The organism is Mycobacterium sp. OAE908 (assembly GCF_017872775.1).
Classification (GTDB): domain Bacteria; phylum Actinomycetota; class Actinomycetes; order Mycobacteriales; family Mycobacteriaceae; genus Mycobacterium.
In genome coordinates this window covers 1,888,595-1,907,353 of sequence record NZ_JAGGJL010000001.1, presented here as the reverse complement: position 1 = coordinate 1,907,353, position 18,759 = coordinate 1,888,595, and the positions used below count along the sequence as shown (strand labels likewise).

Genomic DNA, 18,759 nt, shown 5'->3' with positions numbered 1-18,759 from the left:
ATCTGCGATTCGGGCAAACGCGTCGCATTATTAGACCAATGCCACCCGACCACAGCTTCGCTCCGACCCAGCTCGCAGCCCGCGCCGCATACCTGCTGCGCGGCAATGACCTGGGCGTGATGACCACCGCGGCGCCGTTGCTGTACCCGCACATGTGGAGCTGGGACGCCGCATTCGTGGCCATCGGGCTGGCGCCGCTGAGCGTCGAGCGCGCCGTCGTCGAACTGGACACCCTGCTCTCTGCGCAATGGACGAACGGGATGATCCCGCACATCGTCTTCGCCAACGGCGTCGACGGCTACTTCCCGGGGCCCGCCCGCTGGGCCACGAGCGCGCTTGCGGCCAACGCGCCGCGGACCCGCCACACTTCTGGCATCACCCAGCCGCCCGTGCATGCGATCGCCGTGCAACGGATTCTCGACCAGGCGCGCTCTCGTGGCCGGTCCACCCGCGCCGTCGCCGAGGCGTTCCTGGATCGCCGGTGGGCCGACCTCGTCCGTTGGCACCGTTGGCTGGCCGAGGCCCGCGACCCGAAAGCTCGCGGCCGCGTCACGCTGTATCACGGCTGGGAGTCCGGCATGGACAACTCGCCGCGCTGGGACAGCGCCTACGCCAACGTGATTCCCGGCAGTGTCCCGGAGTACCAGCGCGAGGACAACACGATCGTCACCGACGCCAGCCAGCGGCCGAGCGACCTCGAGTACGACCGCTACCTGTGGCTGCTGGAGGAGATGAAGTCGGCGCGCTACGACGACGAGTTGCTGCCGAAAGTGATGAGCTTCGCCGTCGAAGACGTGTTCGTGTCGGCGATCCTGTCCGTCGCGTGCCAAGTCCTCGCCGAGATCGGCGAGGACTACAAGCGGCCGCACGCCGACGTCAAGGATCTGTACGCGTGGGCCGAGCGGTTCCGCAGCGGGGTGGTCGAAACCACCGACGAAAGAACCGGCGCCGCAAGGGATTTCGACGTGCGCGCCGACCGTTGGGTGGCCACGGAAACCGTTGCGCAGTTCGCTCCGCTGCTGTGCGGCGGATTGCCGCACGACAAGGAACGCGCGCTGCTGCGACTCCTCGAAGGGCCACGGTTCTGCGGGCACCCCGATCTGCGGTACGCGTTGATTCCGTCGACGTCACCGGTGTCGCGAGACTTCCGCCAGCGTGAATATTGGCGCGGGCCCGTATGGCCGGTGATGACGTGGCTGTTCTCCTGGTGCTTCGCCCGCCGCGGCTGGTCCGAACGCGCGCTGATGCTCAAGCGGGAAGGCCTGCGGCAGGCCAGCGACGGAACTTTCGCCGAGTACTACGAGCCCTTCACCGGCGAGCCGCTTGGCAGCATGCAACAGTCGTGGACCGCCGCCGCCGTCCTCGACTGGCTCGGCTAGCTGTCGTTGCGATCGGAATAGTCCGAGAACTACTGCCGCAGTTTGGCATCCGCGCCGAGCCGCGGGCGCGCATACTGCCAAGCACGCACTGTCCGAGCCAGGGGAGGGGCCATGACAGCAGCCGAGAATTATGCACTGGGCTATCGCGAGCCCGAACAGCAGCGATTGCAACGTCAAGCCGAGGAGCTTGGCGCGGAGTCGGCCTGGCTCTTCGACCAGATCGGGATTACCGAGGGCGCAAGGGTTTTGGAGATCGGCTGCGGGCCGCGCGGCTGTCTCGATCTGCTCAGTTCGCGGGTCGGCCCGACGGGCCGCGTCGTCGGCGTCGAGCTCAGCCCCACCGCCGTCGAATGGGCCCGAGACTTCCTGAGCACACAGGGCCTGCAGAACGTCGAAGTCCACGCAGGCGATGCGCGCGCTGTCGGCCTGGTCGAAGGGTCATTCGACGTGGTCACTTCGCGGTTGGTCCTGGTCAATATTCCTGAGCCGGAGCAGGTGATCGAAACCGCGGTTGCGTTGACGCGACCGGGCGGTGTGGTGGCGTTTCACGAGATCGACTTTGTCGGCGTCATGTGCGACCCGCCGTCGCAGGCGTGGAGCACGCTGTGGGACCTGTACCTCACCGTCTCGGCGAAGAACGGGAACGACTATTACCTCGGCAGGCGCCTGCCCCGCATGCTTCGCGAGAGCGGGCTGGTCGATGTCCGGGTGCACCCGATCATGCATCACCATCCGTCAGGTGATCCCCGCCGAAGCCTCGTCGTCGATTTCGTCGGCAACTTCAAGGATCGAATCGTGGCGATGGATCTGGCCACCGAAGCCGAGGTCGACGAGTTGAAGGCAGCAGTCACAACACATCTCGACGACCCAGGGACGGCCGTGTTCTTCGGCCCGTACATCCAGGTCTGGGGTCGCAAACCCGGCTGACCCGCGGAACTATTCGGCCAACCGCTCCAACGGAACGAGCGCCTTGGTCAGCGTCTCGAGATCCTCCGGCGACAGTTTTGCCAGAAGTGCGGCGAGATGGGCCCGCCGCGCGGCAAGCGCTTCGCGATGCTGAGACAGCCCCTTCGGGGTGATGTCGACGAGCACGGCTCGCAAATCCGAAGGGTCGCGCGAACGCTTGACAAGACCCAGCTTCTCCAGCCGGCGAATCGCCACCGTCGTCGTGGGGGTACGGACCCGCTCGTGTGCGGCCAGCTCCGTCATTCGGATCGGCCCCTGGTCGAGCAACGTCAGCAGAATCGACAGCTGAGCCAGCGTCAGGTCGCCGGCTTCGTTGCGATTCGTATCCCCCCGGCGAAGCACCGAAAACACCTTGGAGAGCACGCGTTGCAGCTCGCCGGCGAGCTCGCCGACCTGCGAATCCGTCTCCACCATAATTCGCCAGTCTAACCTGTCGTTGCCTGCCACATGGGAATGCGCGTCAATTAACCTCACAAAACTTGCGACAAGAATCGGCGCAGGCGATCCGTCTCCGCCGCGTCGAAAATTTGCTCCGGCGGACCCGACTCGACCACCTGACCGTGGTCCATGAACACCACCGCATCCGACGTCGACCGGGCGAAGCCCATCTCGTGCGTGACGACCACCATCGTCATCCCGTCAGCGCCGAGTTCGGCGATCAACGACAGGATGCCCTTGACCAACTCGGGGTCCAGCGCCGAAGTCGCCTCGTCGAAGAACATCACTTCGGGCGACATCGCCAGCGCCCTCGCAATCGCCACCCGCTGCTGCTGCCCGCCCGACAGCGTGCCCGGCCGCACGTCGGCTTTCTGCCGCAGCCCCACGCGCTCCAATTGCGCGAGCCCAAGCTCCCGCGCCTCCGAGGCGCTGAGCCGCTTGAGCTTTCGCGGCGCCAGCGTCACGTTGTCCAGCACACTGCGGTGCGGAAACAGGTTGAAGTGCTGAAACACCATGCCGATCCGCTGCCGCAACTGATCAGGGTTGTCGGCCAGCACTGAGCGCCCATCGAGCAGGATGTCGCCCTTGTCGGGTTCGTACAGCCGGTTCAGCGTTCGCAGCAGCGTCGACTTGCCCGACCCCGACGGCCCGATCACCGCGGTCGTCGTCCCCGCGGGCACGTCCAGATCAACCCCGCGCAGCACCGCGTTCGGGCCGAATGCCAAGTGAATATCCTTAGCGCCCAAGGAAACCGCGGCCATCAGATCATCTCCTGCGACGTGGACAGCTCGAGCGGGTCTTCTCGGCCTGGCTCGCGACCACGACGTAATCGGGTGTCGATGAAGTTCACCAGATGCGTCAGCGGAACCGTCAACAACAGATAGAACAGCCCTGCCGCAACCAACGGCGACAGATTTCCGGTCTGCGCGTTGAGATCTCGGCCGACCTGAAACAGCTCCCGCTGGTTGGCCACCAGCCCGAGGAAGTACACCAGCGACGAAGCCTTCAACAGCGAGATGAACTGATTCATCAACGCGGGCAACACCCTCCGCACGCCCTGCGGCACCACCACCAGCCGCATCGACGACGGATAACTGAAGCCCAGTGCGCGCGACGCCTCCAGCTGTCCCGGCTCCACGCTCTGGATGCCGGACCGGAAGATCTCGCCGACATAGGCGGCCGCCATCAACCCCAGCGCCGCGATCCCGAGTGGATACGGGTTGTTACCGGTCAGCCCGCCGACCACCGGCCCGACGCCGAGCCCGATCAGCAGGATGATCACCACTTCGGGCAGCCCACGGAAGATGTCGGTGTACACGCGCGCAGGCCATCGCAGCCACCGCGCCCGCGAGATGCCCGCGACCGCCAACGCCATGCCCAGCACCAGACCGATCACCGCGGCAGAAACGGTCAGTATCAACGTGTTCGGCAGCCCGGTCTTCAACAGGTCGGGGATCGCCTGCTTGTACAGATCCCAGTTGAGGAACGAATCCTTCAGCTGCGACAGCGTCGACTTCGGCGCGGCAGCACTCGACGCCGGCTGCTGATGGGCCGCCGCGATCGCCGCGAAGTCGGGCAACTGCGGCGCAGGAACTGCTTTCGATCCGGGCTTCCATCCCGGCGGCAATGCGCGCGGCACCCAGTCGGAGTACAGCCGCGCCCAGGTGCCGTCGGCGATCACGGCGTCCAGCCCGGAGTTCAGCGCGTCGATCAACGGTTTGTTCTCCTTGGCCACCGCCCACGCAACGAAATTGTCCAAGCTGAAGGTGTTTTCGATGATCTGCGCCGGATCGCCCGCCTGCACGGTGCCAGAAGCCTGCTGCGACGGCGCCACCCACGCGTCGATCTGGCGAGTCTTGAGGCTGGCGTAGACGGTGTTGTAGTCGGGGAACTTCACCGGCTGCAGATGCAGCGTGTCGATGACGTATGCCTCCTGCACCGTGCCCTGCACGACGCCGATGCGCTGGCCCGCCGCCAGCTTGTCGAAGCCGGTGATCGGTGAGCCGGAAGGCACCACCAAGGAGAAGTAGCCGAAGTCGTAGCCGTTGGTGAAGCCGACGGTTTTCCGGCGCGCATCGGTGGTGGTGATCGACGACGAGCCGACGTCGAAGCGCCGCGCCGCCACCTGTGCGAGCAGACCGGAGAATTCGGTGCCGACGAAGTTGATCTTCAGGCCGAGCTTGTCAGCGATCGCGCGCAGCAGTTCGTTGTCGAAGCCCGTGAACTGGCCCGCGGAGTTGATGCAGATGCTCGGCGGCGCGTCGGACAGCGTGCCGACGGTCAGGGTGCCCGGCACGCTCAGGCCAAGCGCATTGACGTTGACGGCAGACAGCGGTTGGACCGTCGCGGTCGTGTACTTGTCGGCGCCGGGGCCCTGCGCGGCGGCGGCGAGATTCGTGGGCAAGGCGCTGGCACTCGAGACTCCCGGCGGGGCGCACTGGTCGACCGCGCCCGCAGGCGCCGCCAGCCCCATGCTGCCGATCAACAGCGCGATCAGGGCGACGACGAATGTCTTCACGGCGGTCATCAGAGCAAGGTAGCCGCCGAGCGCCTGACGGAATCGCCTTCAGCTCACTTAGAACACAACCGATGCGCCTGAGCTGGATGTCGCCGGCCAAGGGGCTCCGGCCGGCCGCAGCACTCCGCGGCGCACCAACTCGCCAAGCATGATCCGGGCCATCGCATCGGAGCGTTCAGCGCACGCGGCGCGGGCAGCATCAGGGTCCCGGCGGGCAATGGCGGCCGTCTCGGCTTCGAAGAACGGCAGCATCTCGTCGTGGTTGTTGAGGTAGGCCAACCAGAAACCACGCGGCATGAACGTCTGCGACGCGCGGATGGCAGCCTGCAACCGCGGGCCCGCGTACTCGTCGTTGATCACGCTGCGGAACTGCCATGCCGTCTCCTGAAACGTGCGCGAGTCTTTGCTGCTGCGCATCGCCTCCGTCAACACGGTCAGTTGGTCGAGGATGCGCGGCAGCGCGTCGACCGCGGCACGCGACGATGCGAGGCCACTCAGCAGTCCATAGAGCTCGTGGTGTTCGCGCACCACGGACTCGTCGAATCGTTCGACGTACGCGCCGCGGTGGTACTGCGTCGACAGGATGCCGTCATGCTCGAGCTGGACCACCGCCTCCTGTATCGGGACGCGGGACAGTCCTAGATCATTGGCGATCTCGTTGCGATCAACCCGGTCCCCCGACCGCAGTTTGCCAGTCAGCACCAGGTTGACGACATGCGAAACCACGAGGTCTTTTTCTTTGACCCCATACTTCTTGGGCATGGCGCGGTCAGCATCTCACGTAGCCGCCGCGCCGGGAGCCGTTCTGTCAGTTCAGTTTCCATTCATTGCCGACGGTCGCGCCAGCGGCACAGCGCTTCGGCCTGCGTCAGGTCGTAGTCGGGTCCGTTGACGCCGACGGTCAGCAACGTGACGCCCAGGTCGGCGAACGCGTCGGCCTCGGCCAGCAGCGCATCGAGGCCCTTGCCCTGCACACCTGCGGAGCGCTCGATGCTGGCCGGGTCGCGGCCGACGTCCGCGCAGTGCCGCGCCAGGATCTCCGCCTTCGCGGGGTAGGTGTCCAGCGAGGTGAATCCGTGCCAGATGTCGGCGTACTCGGCGACCAGTCGCAATGTCTTTTTCTCGCCCTGCCCGCCGATCAGCACGGGGATGTCGCGGGTCGGTGCCGGGTTGAGCTTGGCCAGCCGCGACTTGATGCGCGGGAAGTCGGCGGCGAGGTCGTCGAGCCTGCTGCCTGCGGTGCCGAACTCGTAGCCGTACTCGTCGTAATCCTTCTGCTTCCAGCCAGAGCCGATGCCGAGGATCAGGCGCCCCTCGGAGATGTTGTCGACGGTGCGCGCCATATCGGCCAGCAGCTCGGGGTTGCGATACGAGTTGCAGGTGACCAGAGCGCCGATCTCGAGCCGCGACGTCTGCTCGGCCCACGCGCCGAGCATCGTCCAGCATTCGTAATGCGGGCCGTCGGGATCGCCGTAGAGCGGGAAGAAGTGATCCCAGTTGAAGGCGACGTCGACGCCGATGTCCTCACAGCGGCGGACCGCGTCGCGGATGTGGCTGTATTGCGGGGAGTGTTGCGGCTGCAGTTGCACGCCGATGCGAATGGGGAAGCTCACTGTCTTGACGCTATACGCCTATTTGACCGTTGGCCTTCCAGACCGCGACCACCGACGGTCTGGCCGTTCCGGCGCCGCCCTCCGGCCAGTGCGACAGCGGGTTGTCGAGGCTGTTGTCGTCGTTTTCGCCGGGATGCTGCACGCACACCGTGACGAGGTCGTCGGTCACGACGGGGCCGCAGGTCTCAGCGCCCTTCGGCACGGTCAGGAACTGCTTGGTCTCGCCGCGGTTGGGGCCTTCGAGCGCGACCGCGAACAACCCGTCGTTGGACTTCAGCGCGTTGCCGTCGGTGGAGATCCACAGGTTTCCGTGGCTGTCGAACGCGACGTTGTCGGGGCAGGAGATGGGGCTGACCTTCGCCTTGTCGAAACCGGCGAAGTAGGTGTCGGCGGCCTTCGGGTCGCCGCAGACAAGCAGCAGATCCCAGGTGAAGCTGGTGCCCGCGTGGTCGTCGGTGATCTCGAGGATCTGTCCGTTCTTGTTCTCGTTGCGCGGGTTCGCGGCGTCGACGGGCGCCTTGCCCTGGGTGCCGCGCTTGTCGTTGTTGGTCAGCGCGACGTAGACCTTGCCGGTCTTGGGGTTGGCCTCGAAATCTTCGGGCCGATCCATCTTGGTGGCGCCGGCCTTGTCGGCCGCCAGTCGTGTGAAGACCGCCGCCTCCTGCGCGGTAACGCCCTCGACCAGCGACTGGCCCTCGCCGTTGGGTCCGGAGCGCAGCAGCGGAAGCCATGTTCCGGTGCCGCTGAAAGCGCCTTCTTTCGGCAGCTTGCCGGAGCCGTCGATCTCGTCGGCGGGGATATCGCTGGTGAGCTTCGCGACGTACAGCGTGCCCTCGTCGAGGATCGTCAGGTTGTGCGCCATCGCGGCCGGATCGGTACCGGGTTGAATCTTCTTGGCAGAGACGAACTTGTACATGTAGTCGAAGCGTTCGTCGTCACCGCTGTAGGCGACCACCGTGCCGTCGCCCGTGACGTAGACGGTGGCGGCCTCGTGCTTGAGCCGGCCCAGCGCGGTGTGCTTGACGGGCTTTGAGTTCGGATCCCACGGGTTGATCTCGACCACCCAGCCGAACCGGTTGACTTCGTTGGGCGTCTTGGCGACGTCGAAGCGCGGGTCGAAGGTCTCCCACAGCAGTTCTGATGGCTCGTGGGCGACGCCGTAGCGGTCGAAGCGGTCGGCGTCCACTGGGCTCGGCTTGGCCGCGCCATCGGGAGCGCCGAAATAGCTGTGGAAGTTCTCTTCACCGGAAAGTACTGTGCCCCAAGGGGTTACGCCGCCAGAGCAGTTGGCGAAGGTGCCAGCCACAGTGCGCCCGGTCGGGTCTGCGGCCGTCTTGACGAAGTCGGTGCCCGCCGCGGGGCCCGTCAGCGTGAAGGGGGTTTCGGCGGTGATGCGCCGGTTGTAGGCGCCTGCCACCGGTTTGAGCCCGTCCGGGGTGCGCTCGACTTCGACGACGGACATTCCGAGCGCGGCGATCTCGATGTCGAACTGCTCGCGGGTGGGCTTTTTGGCGTCGTAACCCGGGAACATGAACTGCGGGGTGACGTACTCGTGATTGGTGACCAACAGGAAGCGGTTCTGCTGGCCGGGGACGGGCAGCAGCCCGGCGAAGTCGTTGTTGAAGCCGAACTGGCCGCGCTGCGCGGCGGCGGTCTGCGCCTTCACGTCGAACTTCGGGGCGCCAGCCAGGATCGGGTCGCCCCAGCTGATCACTACCGATTGCTGATAGCCCTCGGGGATGACGACGGTGTCCTCTTTGTTGGGGGCCACAGCGGTGAAGTTCATGCCGGGCGGCGGTGCCGCTGGTGTGGGCGATGGGCTGGGCGTCGCGACGGGCTGCTCGCCGCTTGAGCAGGCTGCCAGCGCCGACCCGGCGCCGACCGCCAGCACCGCGACGCCACCGGCACGCAGCATCGACCGCCGCGAGAGCGCCTTGACGATGTCGCCGAAGTATTCGTTGTCGGTGGGGTTGGGTGCGGGCTTGGAGCAGGCGTCGCCGCACTTGTACCGGCAGGTCACGTGCTGGCGCGACGATCGGCCGCCGTGGGCGACAAGCAGATTCAACGGAATGAGGGCCACATCGTGGAACCTACGACTGTTTGGCAATCAGCTGGGAAGCAATTGGTAAACAGCTGGGGACGCAGAGGGATAGCATCGCTGTAGCTGTCTATGCCGGGGGGCGATCAACACGATGGACGAGCGCAAGCGTGTCGTGGTGATAGGTGCGGGTATCGCCGGTCTGGTAGCCGCAAAGGTGTTGCGTCACGACGGTTTTGACGTGATTGCGTTCGAAAAGGAATCTGCGGCAGGCGGGGTGTGGATCGAGTCGCGGACGTATCCCGGTCTGCGAACCAACAATTCTCGTGACACCTATGCATTTTCAGACCACCCCTATGACCGTTCCGCCGACCTCTTTCCGACGGCGCAGCAGGTTCGCCGCTATCTCGCGTCGTATGTCGACCGGTTCGAACTAGCGCCGTCGATCCGACTCTCGACAGAAGTGGTCAGCGTCTGTCGACGCGACGACGGGTTCGAGGTCGCGGTGCGAGGTCCGGAAGGGGCCGCGACCGTGCACTGCGACTTCGTCGTGGTCTGCGCTGGGACTTTCTCCGAACCGCTGGTGCCCGAGATCCCTGGGGTCGAGCGCTTCGGCGGGACGATGTTGCACTCCAGCGAGGCGACGGATCCCGCGCTGCTAGCGGAGAAGCGCGTCGTCGTAGTTGGGGCGGGAAAGTCGGCACTCGACTGTGCCGCCTGGGCGGCGGAGCATGCACAACGGTGCACCCTGGTCTTTCGCGCGCCGCATTGGATGTCGCCGCGACTACTGCCGGGTGGAGTTCCGATCGATCGACTTGTGTTGGGCCGATTCTCCGAAGCGTTCTTTCGCTATCACCGCCTAAACCGCGTCGAGGGGTTTCTGCACGGGCCGGGAAAGATCCTGACACAGGTGTTCTGGTGGCTCGCCAGCTTGCTCTTCAGCTCGCTGCTGCGCATGCCGGCGGTCATGATCCCCAGCCAGCGATTGCCGATGGGTCTCGAGAACGTCGGAGTTGCACCGGAGTTCTACGCGGCGGCCCGCCAGGGACGGCTGAACCTAAGGCACGACTCGATCATGGCCTTCGGTGACGGCGACGAGGTACTGCTCGCGAGCGGCGATCGCATCGCCGCCGACACGGTGGTCTTCGCCACCGGTTGGCGGCAGACGTTGCCTTTCCTGACGCCAGAGCTTGCGTCGGCGGCAATGCGGGATGGCCGGTTCGTGCTCTACCGGCACATCCTTCCGCCGACCGAACCGCGGCTCGGGTTCATCGGTTACGCCTCATCGACCGCGTGTCAGCTCACCGCGGAGATCGCCGCCCATTGGCTCTCCCAGACGTTCCGTGGCGAGCTCATCCCGCCCACGGTCGATGAGATGGAGTCCGAGATACAGCGCGTGCATGCCTGGCTGGCGGACGTGCTTCCCGCGCGCTCGCAAGGTTTCTTCGTTGGCCCGTGCGTGGCGCACTACGTCGACGACCTACTTACCGACATGGGTGTACCGACGCGACGCACGCGCAACGTCTTCACCGAATACCTGGGAGAGTTCACGCCCGCCCGCTATAGCGGCGTCACTGAACAACGCCGCGCAGGATCTCCACAAGAGCAGCTGGCTGGTCGCCCTGAACCGAGTGCCCGGAGTCAGCGACCACGTGCGTCCGCTGAAATCCCGGCGCCCCCTTCGCAAACGCCTCGGCGTCTTCATCGTTGACGAAGTATGAATTCGCGCCGCGCACCAACGTGGTCGGCATCGTGATCGCGGGCACGTCGTCCCACAGCGCCTCGAAGCCGTCGCCATTGCGGAACGAGTCGTAGCGCCACGTCCAGGTGCCGTCGTCGAGCTGCTTGGAGTTGTGAAAGACGCCGCGGCGCAACGACTTCCGATCACGATGCGGCGCCGCGGTCACCGTCACGTCGAGCATCGCCTGAAACGTCGGAAACGTTCGGTCGCCTTGAACCAGTGCGACGGTGCCCATCTGGGCCTTCGTCATCTGCTCGTGGCGCTCGGGCGCCGACGGCGTGACGTCGACGAGCACCAACTGAGGAACGAGGTCTGGCTCCGACGCCGCGATCCGCAGCGCAGTCAGGCCGCCCAACGACATGCCGACGACCAGTCGCGGACGCGGCGCCCATTCGCGCAGTACAGGGCGCAGGGTCTCGGCGCTGATCCGCGGCCCGTAGGCGCCGTCCTCGCGCCATGCCGAGCGGCCGTGCCCGGGCAGATCGATCGCGAGCGCGGGCAGTCCGAGCCCGACGATCACGGTGTCCCAGGTATGCGCGTTCTGCCCGCCGCCGTGCAGGAACACCACCTGCGGTGATTCCTCGCCCCACTTGAGCGCGCTGATCGGACCGGACTCGATGCGCCGCACCGGCGGGATCGTGTCGACGCCGATCTGCTCGGCGTTTTCGTGCAGCAGCCCGAACTCGTCGAGCCCGATCAAATCGTCGTCAGAGACTTCGGCGTTGGTCACGCCGTCGAGGCTAACCCTCGATGAACGTCTCGAGCTGCGCCCGCGCGATGTCGTCCGGCAGCTGCTTCGGCGGGCTCTTCATCAGATACGCCGAGGCGGCCTCGACAGGTCCGCCGATGCCGCGGTCCTTGGCGATCTTCGCCGCACGCACCGCGTCAATGATGACGCCGGCCGAGTTCGGCGAGTCCCACACCTCGAGCTTGTACTCCAGGTTCAGCGGCACGTCGCCGAAGGCGCGGCCTTCCAGCCGCACGTAGGCCCACTTGCGGTCGTCGAGCCAGCCGACGTGATCCGACGGGCCGATGTGCACGTCCTTGGTCTTGAACTCGCGCTGCAGGTTGGACGTGACGGCCTGGGTCTTGGAGATCTTCTTGCTCTCCAGCCGCTCACGCTCGAGCATGTTCAGGAAGTCCATGTTGCCGCCGACGTTGAGCTGCATCGTGCGGTCGAGTTGCACGCCGCGGTCCTCGAACAGCTTGGCCATCACGCGGTGGGTGATGGTCGCGCCGACCTGGCTCTTGATGTCGTCGCCGACGATCGGCACTCCGGCGTCTTCGAACTTCTTGGCCCACACCGGGTCGCTCGCGATGAAGACGGGCAGCGCGTTGACGAATGCGACGCCGGCGTCGATCGCGCACTGGGCATAGAACTTGTCAGCCTCTTCTGAGCCGACGGGCAGGTAGGACACCATCACGTCGACGTTGTTGTCCTTCAGCGTCTTGACCACGTCGACCGCCTCGACGTCGGACACCTCGATGGTCTCGGCGTAGTACTTGCCGATGCCGTCCAGTGTCGGGCCGCGCTGGACCGTGACGTTGATGGGCGGCACGTCGGCGATCTTGATGGTGTTGTTCTCCGACGCGAAGATCGCCTCGGACAGGTCGAAGCCGACCTTCTTGGCGTCGACGTCGAATGCGGCGACGAACTTCACGTCCCGGACGTGGTACGGGCCGAGGCGCACATGCATAAGCCCGGGAACCGTCGCGTTCTCGTCGGCGTCCTGGTAATACTGCACACCTTGCACAAGCGAGGACGCGCAGTTACCTACACCGACAATCGCGACCCGCACCTCGGTGTTCTCAGTCATGACGACTCTTCCCTTCGTAATTCCTGTCGTACAAACTCGGTATTGCTTACGGCTGGACTGGGTTGTCCGAGCGTCCCTGCGCCGTCCGCTCGGCGGCTATCAGCTCGTTCAGCCACTTGACTTCCCGCTCGCTGGACTCCAAACCCAACTGATGCAGCTGTCGGGTGTAGCGGTCAAGCGAACTGCTGGCCCGCGCCACTGCTTCGCGCAGACCCTCACGACGTTCTTCCACCTGACGGCGGCGGCCCTCCAGAATTCGCATTCGGGCCTCGGCCGGCGTGCGATTGAAAAACGCGAGGTGCACGCCGAAACCGTCGTCGGAGAAATTCTGCGGACCGGTGTCGGCCACCAGTTCAGCGAAGCGCTGCTTACCTGCATCGGTGAGCTGGTAGACGCGCCGCGCGCGACGCACCTTCGGGATCCCCTCTGGTGCGGCGTCCTCGACGATCAGCCCGTCGGCCTGCATGCGGCGCAGCGCCGGGTAGAGCGAACCGTAGGAGAACGCACGAAAGGCGCCGAGCAGGCCGGTCAGCCGTTTACGCAGCTCGTAGCCGTGCATCGGTGATTCGAGCAGGAGACCCAGGATGGCGAGCTCGAGCAAACGAATCACCTCCCCGGAAAACTGAACTTGGCCGCTACGACGGTTCGACACCTCGGGCCAGTGTATCGCGCCGATATATGCGCCGCTATAGCGGTGGCGCCGAAGAGACTCGCACGACGGTCAGTCCGGCGGGTATTGGCTGGTGACGTTGCCCTGCGAATCGACCTCGAGACGACCGCCCTTGTCATAGGTGGTCGACACATAAATCGAGATCGAGATGGCGCCCGGCGTGGCCGGGTCCTTGCTCGGGTCGATCGAGACGTAGATGTTCTTCACGTCCTTCTGTTCGACACCGAGAATCTGCGGGGCGCCACGCAGCCGGCCGACGATCGCAGTGACGTCGAATTGGCCGAGGTCGACCAGCCTCTCGTCGTCGCTCTTGCCGCTTGCGGACGGATTGCCCTGCCACCCGCCTCGGTAGTCGTAGCGAAGCACGCGTCGGTCGTCGTTGGGGTCGGCCCGTTCCATCACCGCGTAATCGGGGTAAATGGTCATGCCGTAGCCCATGGTGTCGCCGAACTTCTTGCGGGACTGCTCCAGCAACCCGTTCAAACCGCCAACCGAGTGCAGCAGGCGCGGTGGCGCGGACACATTCGCGACGACGCCGTCGGACTTCGCACCCGGATCGGTTTGAAAGCTCAGCGGGGAGGACGTGTTGCCGTACAGACCCCAGCCGATCGCGATGCCCAGGAGCACGAGCACTGCGGACATCGCGATGCCGATGCCCCGGCTACGACCAGCGCTCGACAATCTCGGCCGCTTCTTCAGATCTTGCAGTTGTACCGGCGCGTTGTTGGTCTGCAAGTCCGACACCAGCGACTGCAGATCGCCGAGAGTCTCGGCACCGGTCGCCAGCGCAACCCTGGTTCGGTGCTCCTCCATCGACAGCTGCCCGTCCGACAGCGCGCTGTCGAGGATCTGGCAGGTGTCGTTGCGGTCGCTGTCCTTCGCCCGCGTTCCCGGTGTATGCCGTGTCGCCACGACGATGATCGTAAGAGTTCGGTTGCTATCACCGCAGACCAGATCGTCATCACTGGACAACGGCGGCGCAGTCACGCCTCGGCGGCAGCGAGGCCGACGTACTCTGGTCTCCGTGCGACTGCAGCGACAGGTAGTGGACTACGCCCTTCGGCGTCGGTCCTTGCTGGCCGAGGTGTACTCCGGCCGCACCGGCGTCTCGGAGGTCTGTGACGCCAACCCCTACCTGCTGCGGGCCGCGAAGTTCCATGGGAAGCCCAGTTCGGTGACGTGCCCGATCTGCCGCAAGGAACAGCTCACCTTGGTGTCGTGGGTCTTCGGTGACCACCTGGGCGCTGTCTCGGGTTCGGCCCGCACCGCAGAGGAGTTGGTACTGCTGGCGACCCGCTACGACGAATTCTCCGTACACGTGGTGGAGGTATGCCGCACCTGCAGTTGGAATCACTTGGTCAAGTCGTATGTGCTCGGCGCGATCCCGCCGCCAAAGAAGGGGCGTGGACCGAGGGGCACCCAGTCGGCGCGCGGTCGCGCGCGCACGGCCAGTGAATAGCGAAGGGCGCCACGACCGGTCAGCCAGTGATGTCCGCAGAGGGCGCGGGGCTGATGGTGCTGGCGCGCCCCCGCCCCCGCCGAACCGCCCGGACGGGCCGCCCCGGCATCGCGCCGCCGGTGTTCCGCCCGACGACCGGTTGACCTCAGTTTTGCCGCAGGTGCGCAGTGGCACGCCCGCGCATCTGCGTGACCCGATCGACGTGGTCAAGCGGGCGCTGGACGGCACGCCGCCTGCCCCGCCGAGGCAGCCTCCGCCGCCCCCGCCACGGCGTCCGCCCGGTGGCGGTGGCCCGCGAGGAGGGCCGCCACCTGCGCCGAAGCCCAGCTTCCGCCAGCAGATCAACTGGAAGTGGGTGCGCCGCGGGCTCTACCTCACGGCGGCCGTCGTCATCGTGCTGCCCATCGTTACCTTTGCGATGGCCTATCTCATCGTCGACGTGCCCAAGCCCGGCGATATCCGGACCAACCAGGTGTCGACGATTCTGGCCAGTGACGGCAGCGAGCTCGCGAAAATTGTTCCGCCCGAAGGCAATCGCGTCGACGTCAACATCGACCAGATCCCAGTTCACGTGCGCAACGCCGTGATGGCCGCCGAGGATCGCGACTTCTACTCCAATCCCGGCTTTTCCTTCAGCGGGTTTGCCAGAGCGTTCAAGAACAACATCTTCGGCGGCGACCTGCAGGGCGGTTCGACAATCACCCAGCAGTACGTGAAGAACGCGTTGGTTGGTGACGCTCGCTCGGGTGTCGGTGGGTTGGTCCGCAAGGCCAAAGAACTGGTCATCTCGACGAAGATGTCCAGCGAGTGGTCGAAAGACCAAGTGCTGCAGTCCTATCTGAACATCATCTATTTCGGCCGCGGCGCCTACGGCATCTCGGCGGCGGCCAAGGCGTACTTCGACAAGCCGGTCGAGCAGCTCGATGTCGCCGAGGGCGCTCTGCTGGCCGCGCTCATCCAGCGACCGTCGGGCCTGGACCCCGCCGTCAACCCGGAGGGCGCCGCGGAGCGGTGGAACTGGGTGCTCGACGGCATGGTCGACATCGGCGCGCTGTCCAAGCAAGACCGTGCCGCACAACAGTTCCCGCCGACCGTGCCGCCGGAGCAAGCGCGTTCGCAGAACCAGACCAGTGGCCCGAACGGGCTGATCGAGCGGCAGGTCACCCAGGAACTGCTCGACCTGTTCAACATCGACGAGCGGACCCTGAACACGCAGGGCCTGCAGATCACCACGACGATCGACCCGAAGGCGCAGGCGGCCGCCGAGTCGGCGGCATCCAAGTACCTGGAGGACCAGGACCCCGACATGCGCACGGCGATCGTGTCGATCGACCCGAAAACCGGTGGTGTGAAGGCGTATTACGGCGGCACCGACGCGCAGGGCTTCGACTTCGCGCAGGCCGGCCTGCCGACGGGTTCGTCGTTCAAGGTGTTCGCGTTGGTCGCAGCACTGGAGCAGGGCATGGGCCTCGGTTATCAGGTCGACAGCTCACCGGTAGAGGTCAACGGCATCAAGATCACCAACGTCGAGGGTGAAGGGTGCGGCGTCTGCAACATCGCCGAGGCGCTGAAGCGCTCGCTGAACACCAGCTACTACCGGCTGATGCTGAAGCTGAAGAACGGCCCACAGGACGTCGCCGACGCCGCGCACAAGGCGGGCGTCGCGGAGAGCTTCCCCGGCGTCGAGCACACGCTGTCCGAGGACGGCAAGGGCGGACCACCCAACAACGGAGTTGTGCTGGGCCAGTATCAGACTCGCGTGTTCGACATGGCGTCGGCGTACGCCACGCTCGCCGCCTCCGGTGTGTATCACAAGCCGCACTTCGTGCAGAAGGTGGTCAATTCCCGGGGCGACGTGTTGTTCGACGCCAGTCAGGACAGCGACAACGGTGAGCAGCGCATCGACAAGAAGGTGGCCGACAACGTCACGGCCGCGATGCAGCCGATCGCCGGCTGGTCCCGCGGCCACAACCTCGCCGGCGGTCGTCCGTCGGCCGCCAAGACCGGCACCAACCAACTCGGCGACACCGACGCCAACCGTGACGCATGGATGGTCGGTTACACCCCGTCGTTGTCGACTGCGGTGTGGGTCGGCACCACCGAAGGCACGAAACCACTCGTAAACGCTTCTGGTGGAGCGGTTTACGGGTCGGGCCTGCCGTCCGACATCTGGAAGTCGACGATGGACGGTGCGCTGAAGGGCACCGACAACGAGTCGTTCCCGAAGCCAGATGAGATCGGAGGCTATGCCGGTGTGCCGCAGGCCCCACCGCCGCCGCCGTCGACCACCGCGCCGCCGATCCCGTCGGAGACCGTCATACAGCCGACAATCGAAGTGGCCCCGGGCATTACGATCCCGATCGGCCCCCCGACCACCATGCCCGTCGGCCCGCCGGTGCCGCCAGGACAGCCAGGCGTCCCGGCGGCTGGACCCCCGCCGCCTCCGTGACAGAGCCGGAGCCCGAGACGGTTTCGCCGGCGCGGCTCGCCGACGACAGGCGAAGCCTCGACGACCGTGACCTCCCCAGCCGCACCGACACGATCGGTGCGGCGTTGTCTGGGGCGATCGGCGGTCCGGTTGGCAGGCACGCGTTGATCGGTCGCCAGCGCTTTCTGACGCCGCTGCGGGCGATGCTGATCATCGCGCTGGTGTTTCTCGCGCTCGGCTACTCGACCAAGGCGGCGTGCCTGCAGACCACCGGCACCGGCACGGCCGATCAGCGGGTGGGCAACTGGCAGAACCAGCGGGCCTATTACGAACTCTGTTATTCCGACACGGTTCCGCTCTACACGGCAGAGCTGTTGAACCTGGGCAAGTTTCCGTACAAATCCAGCTGGATCGAGACCGACAGCGACGGCAAGCCGCGCAAGCAGTACGACGGCAACATCGCCGTGCGCTACATGGAGTATCCCGTGCTGACGGGCATCTACCAGTACGTGTCGATGGCGCTGGCCAAGACGTACACCGCGCTGACGAAGCTGGTTTCCATGCCGGTCATCGCCGAAGTGGTGATGTTCTTCAACATCGCCGCCTTCGGGTTGGCGCTGGCTTGGTTGGTCACGGTGTGGGCGAGTTCACGGCTGGCTGGGCCTCGCCGGGTCTGGGATGCGGCGTTGGTCGCGGCGTCACCGATCCTGATCTTCCAGGTGTTCACGAATTTCGATGCTCTGGCAACGGCTTTCGCGATGGGGGCGCTGCTGGCGTGGGCGCGGCGAAAACCCTGGCTGGCCGGCGCGCTGATCGGCCTCGGCGTGGCCGCGAAACTGTATCCGCTGTTGCTGTTCGTGCCGATGGTGCTCCTCGGGCTGCGGACCGGGCGACTGCGCGAGGTGGGCAAGGCGGCGATCGCCACGGTGCTGACATGGCTCGTGGTGAATCTGCCGATCATGGTGCTCTTCCCGCGCGGGTGGTCGGAGTTCTTCCGGCTCAACACCCGTCGCGGTGATGACATGGACTCGCTGTACAACGTGGTCAAATCGTTCACGGGCTGGGGCGGTTTCGATCCGCATCTCGGGTTCTGGCAGCCGCCGACGGTTTTGAACGCGGTGAGCGCGGTGCTGTTCGTATCGTGTTGCATCGCAATTGCTTACGTGGTGCTGACGGCAAAGCAGCGACCGCGGCTGGTGCAGGTGGCGTTCCTGGTGGTGGCGGCGTTCCTGTTGACCAACAAGGTGTGGAGTCCGCAGTTCTCGCTGTGGCTGGTGCCGCTGGCGGTGCTGGCGCTGCCGCATCGCCGGATCCTGCTGGCCTGGATGACGATCGACGCATTGGTGTGGGTGCCGCGAATGATGTTCCTTTATGGCGAGCAGAACCGCGGCCTACCCGAACAACCGTTCACGGTCACGGTGCTGCTGCGCGATATAGCGGTTATTGTGCTGTGCGCGTTGGTGATTCGAGAGATCTATCGACCCGAGCTGGACGTGGTGCGTAGCCGCGGAGACGTCGACGACCCGTCGGGCGGGGTCTTCGAGTTGGCGCCTGATAACCCGCCTCGGTGGCTGCCGGACTGGTTGCGCCCGCAGGCCGGCCGGACCCGTATGACGCCGGCTCCCGAACCGGAACCAGAACTCGCGGAAGCTAAGTAAACGGCGATTTGTGTGCGTTTTGTTGCGCTGAGGG

General features: G+C 65.7%; 15 protein-coding genes. 6 read left to right on the top strand and 9 right to left on the bottom strand.

Annotated elements, in window-relative coordinates:
* Positions 1–38: 38 nt before the first annotated feature.
* Together J3E61_RS09410 and J3E61_RS09405 are read left to right on the top strand one after the other, a co-directional pair.
* Positions 39–1,379, top strand: coding sequence for a glycogen debranching protein (locus J3E61_RS09410; RefSeq protein WP_192724947.1), 1,341 nt, complete (start codon positions 39–41; stop codon positions 1,377–1,379).
* 111 nt (positions 1,380–1,490) lie between these two features.
* Positions 1,491–2,306, top strand: a complete 816-nt coding sequence (locus tag J3E61_RS09405) for a methyltransferase domain-containing protein (protein ID WP_210083369.1) — start codon at positions 1,491–1,493, stop codon at positions 2,304–2,306.
* Between the two features lie 9 nt (positions 2,307–2,315).
* Here J3E61_RS09405 and J3E61_RS09400 read toward each other — a convergent pair whose 3' ends face one another.
* The 6 genes from J3E61_RS09400 to J3E61_RS09375 all read right to left on the bottom strand — a co-directional run bounded on the left by J3E61_RS09400 (position 2,316) and on the right by J3E61_RS09375 (position 8,994).
* A complete protein-coding gene (locus J3E61_RS09400; RefSeq protein ID WP_192724945.1) occupies positions 2,316–2,759 on the bottom strand; it encodes a MarR family transcriptional regulator in 444 nt (147 codons plus the stop codon).
* A gap of 56 nt (positions 2,760–2,815) precedes the next feature.
* A complete protein-coding gene (locus tag J3E61_RS09395; RefSeq protein ID WP_210085492.1) occupies positions 2,816–3,529 on the bottom strand; it encodes an amino acid ABC transporter ATP-binding protein in 714 nt (237 codons plus the stop codon).
* Between the two features lie 14 nt (positions 3,530–3,543).
* A complete protein-coding gene (locus J3E61_RS09390; protein ID WP_210083368.1) occupies positions 3,544–5,310 on the bottom strand; it encodes an ABC transporter permease subunit in 1,767 nt (588 codons plus the stop codon).
* A 48-nt stretch (positions 5,311–5,358) separates the two neighbouring features.
* Complete coding sequence (locus J3E61_RS09385; protein WP_210083367.1) at positions 5,359–6,063, bottom strand: GntR family transcriptional regulator; 705 nt, start codon at positions 6,061–6,063, stop codon at positions 5,359–5,361.
* Positions 6,064–6,125: 62 nt separating this feature from the next.
* Positions 6,126–6,914: an LLM class F420-dependent oxidoreductase gene (locus tag J3E61_RS09380; protein WP_192724941.1), complete on the bottom strand. Its 789-nt coding sequence runs from the start codon at positions 6,912–6,914 to the stop codon at positions 6,126–6,128.
* Positions 6,915–6,924: 10 nt separating this feature from the next.
* Entirely contained in the window at positions 6,925–8,994 is a 2,070-nt protein-coding gene (locus tag J3E61_RS09375) for a PhoX family phosphatase (protein WP_210083366.1), read from the bottom strand.
* A 112-nt stretch (positions 8,995–9,106) separates the two neighbouring features.
* Here J3E61_RS09375 and J3E61_RS09370 point away from each other — a divergent pair, with 112 nt between their 5' ends.
* Positions 9,107–10,663, top strand: a complete 1,557-nt coding sequence (locus J3E61_RS09370) for an NAD(P)/FAD-dependent oxidoreductase (protein WP_210083365.1) — start codon at positions 9,107–9,109, stop codon at positions 10,661–10,663.
* 770 nt (positions 10,664–11,433) lie between these two features.
* Here the strand turns inward: J3E61_RS09370 and J3E61_RS09365 are convergent.
* The 3 genes from J3E61_RS09365 to J3E61_RS09355 all read right to left on the bottom strand — a co-directional run bounded on the left by J3E61_RS09365 (position 11,434) and on the right by J3E61_RS09355 (position 14,092).
* Entirely contained in the window at positions 11,434–12,510 is a 1,077-nt protein-coding gene (locus tag J3E61_RS09365) for an inositol-3-phosphate synthase (RefSeq protein ID WP_210083364.1), read from the bottom strand.
* A gap of 46 nt (positions 12,511–12,556) precedes the next feature.
* Positions 12,557–13,111: a helix-turn-helix transcriptional regulator gene (locus J3E61_RS09360; protein WP_192724937.1), complete on the bottom strand. Its 555-nt coding sequence runs from the start codon at positions 13,109–13,111 to the stop codon at positions 12,557–12,559.
* A gap of 120 nt (positions 13,112–13,231) precedes the next feature.
* Positions 13,232–14,092 (bottom strand): DUF1707 domain-containing protein, encoded by an 861-nt coding sequence (locus J3E61_RS09355; protein WP_210083363.1) that lies wholly within the window; start codon positions 14,090–14,092, stop codon positions 13,232–13,234.
* Positions 14,093–14,204: 112 nt separating this feature from the next.
* Between J3E61_RS09355 and J3E61_RS09350 the strand changes: the two genes are divergently transcribed.
* From J3E61_RS09350 to J3E61_RS09340, 3 genes are read left to right on the top strand one after another with little or no spacing between them, the layout of a single operon-like run.
* Entirely contained in the window at positions 14,205–14,639 is a 435-nt protein-coding gene (locus J3E61_RS09350; protein ID WP_210083362.1) for a DUF5318 domain-containing protein, read from the top strand.
* Complete coding sequence (locus J3E61_RS09345) at positions 14,632–17,088, top strand: penicillin-binding protein (RefSeq protein ID WP_210083361.1); 2,457 nt, start codon at positions 14,632–14,634, stop codon at positions 17,086–17,088. Before J3E61_RS09350 ends, J3E61_RS09345 begins: the two co-directional genes overlap by 8 nt.
* A complete protein-coding gene (locus tag J3E61_RS09340; RefSeq protein ID WP_210083360.1) occupies positions 17,085–18,725 on the top strand; it encodes a DUF2029 domain-containing protein in 1,641 nt (546 codons plus the stop codon). Before J3E61_RS09345 ends, J3E61_RS09340 begins: the two co-directional genes overlap by 4 nt.
* Positions 18,726–18,759: the final 34 nt, after the last annotated feature.

Bases quoted from the DNA above. Each gene is read 5' to 3' on its own strand.
- J3E61_RS09390 (WP_210083368.1), bottom strand. From the start codon at position 5,310: ATGACCGCCGTGAAGACATTCGTCGTCGCCCTGATCGCGCTGTTGATC.
- J3E61_RS09400 (WP_192724945.1), bottom strand. From the start codon at position 2,759: ATGGTGGAGACGGATTCGCAGGTCGGCGAGCTCGCCGGCGAGCTGCAA.
- J3E61_RS09410 (WP_192724947.1), top strand. From the start codon at position 39: ATGCCACCCGACCACAGCTTCGCTCCGACCCAGCTCGCAGCCCGCGCC.
- J3E61_RS09385 (WP_210083367.1), bottom strand. From the start codon at position 6,063: ATGCCCAAGAAGTATGGGGTCAAAGAAAAAGACCTCGTGGTTTCGCAT.
- J3E61_RS09370 (WP_210083365.1), top strand. From the start codon at position 9,107: ATGGACGAGCGCAAGCGTGTCGTGGTGATAGGTGCGGGTATCGCCGGT.
- J3E61_RS09405 (WP_210083369.1), top strand. From the start codon at position 1,491: ATGACAGCAGCCGAGAATTATGCACTGGGCTATCGCGAGCCCGAACAG.
- J3E61_RS09365 (WP_210083364.1), bottom strand. From the start codon at position 12,510: ATGACTGAGAACACCGAGGTGCGGGTCGCGATTGTCGGTGTAGGTAAC.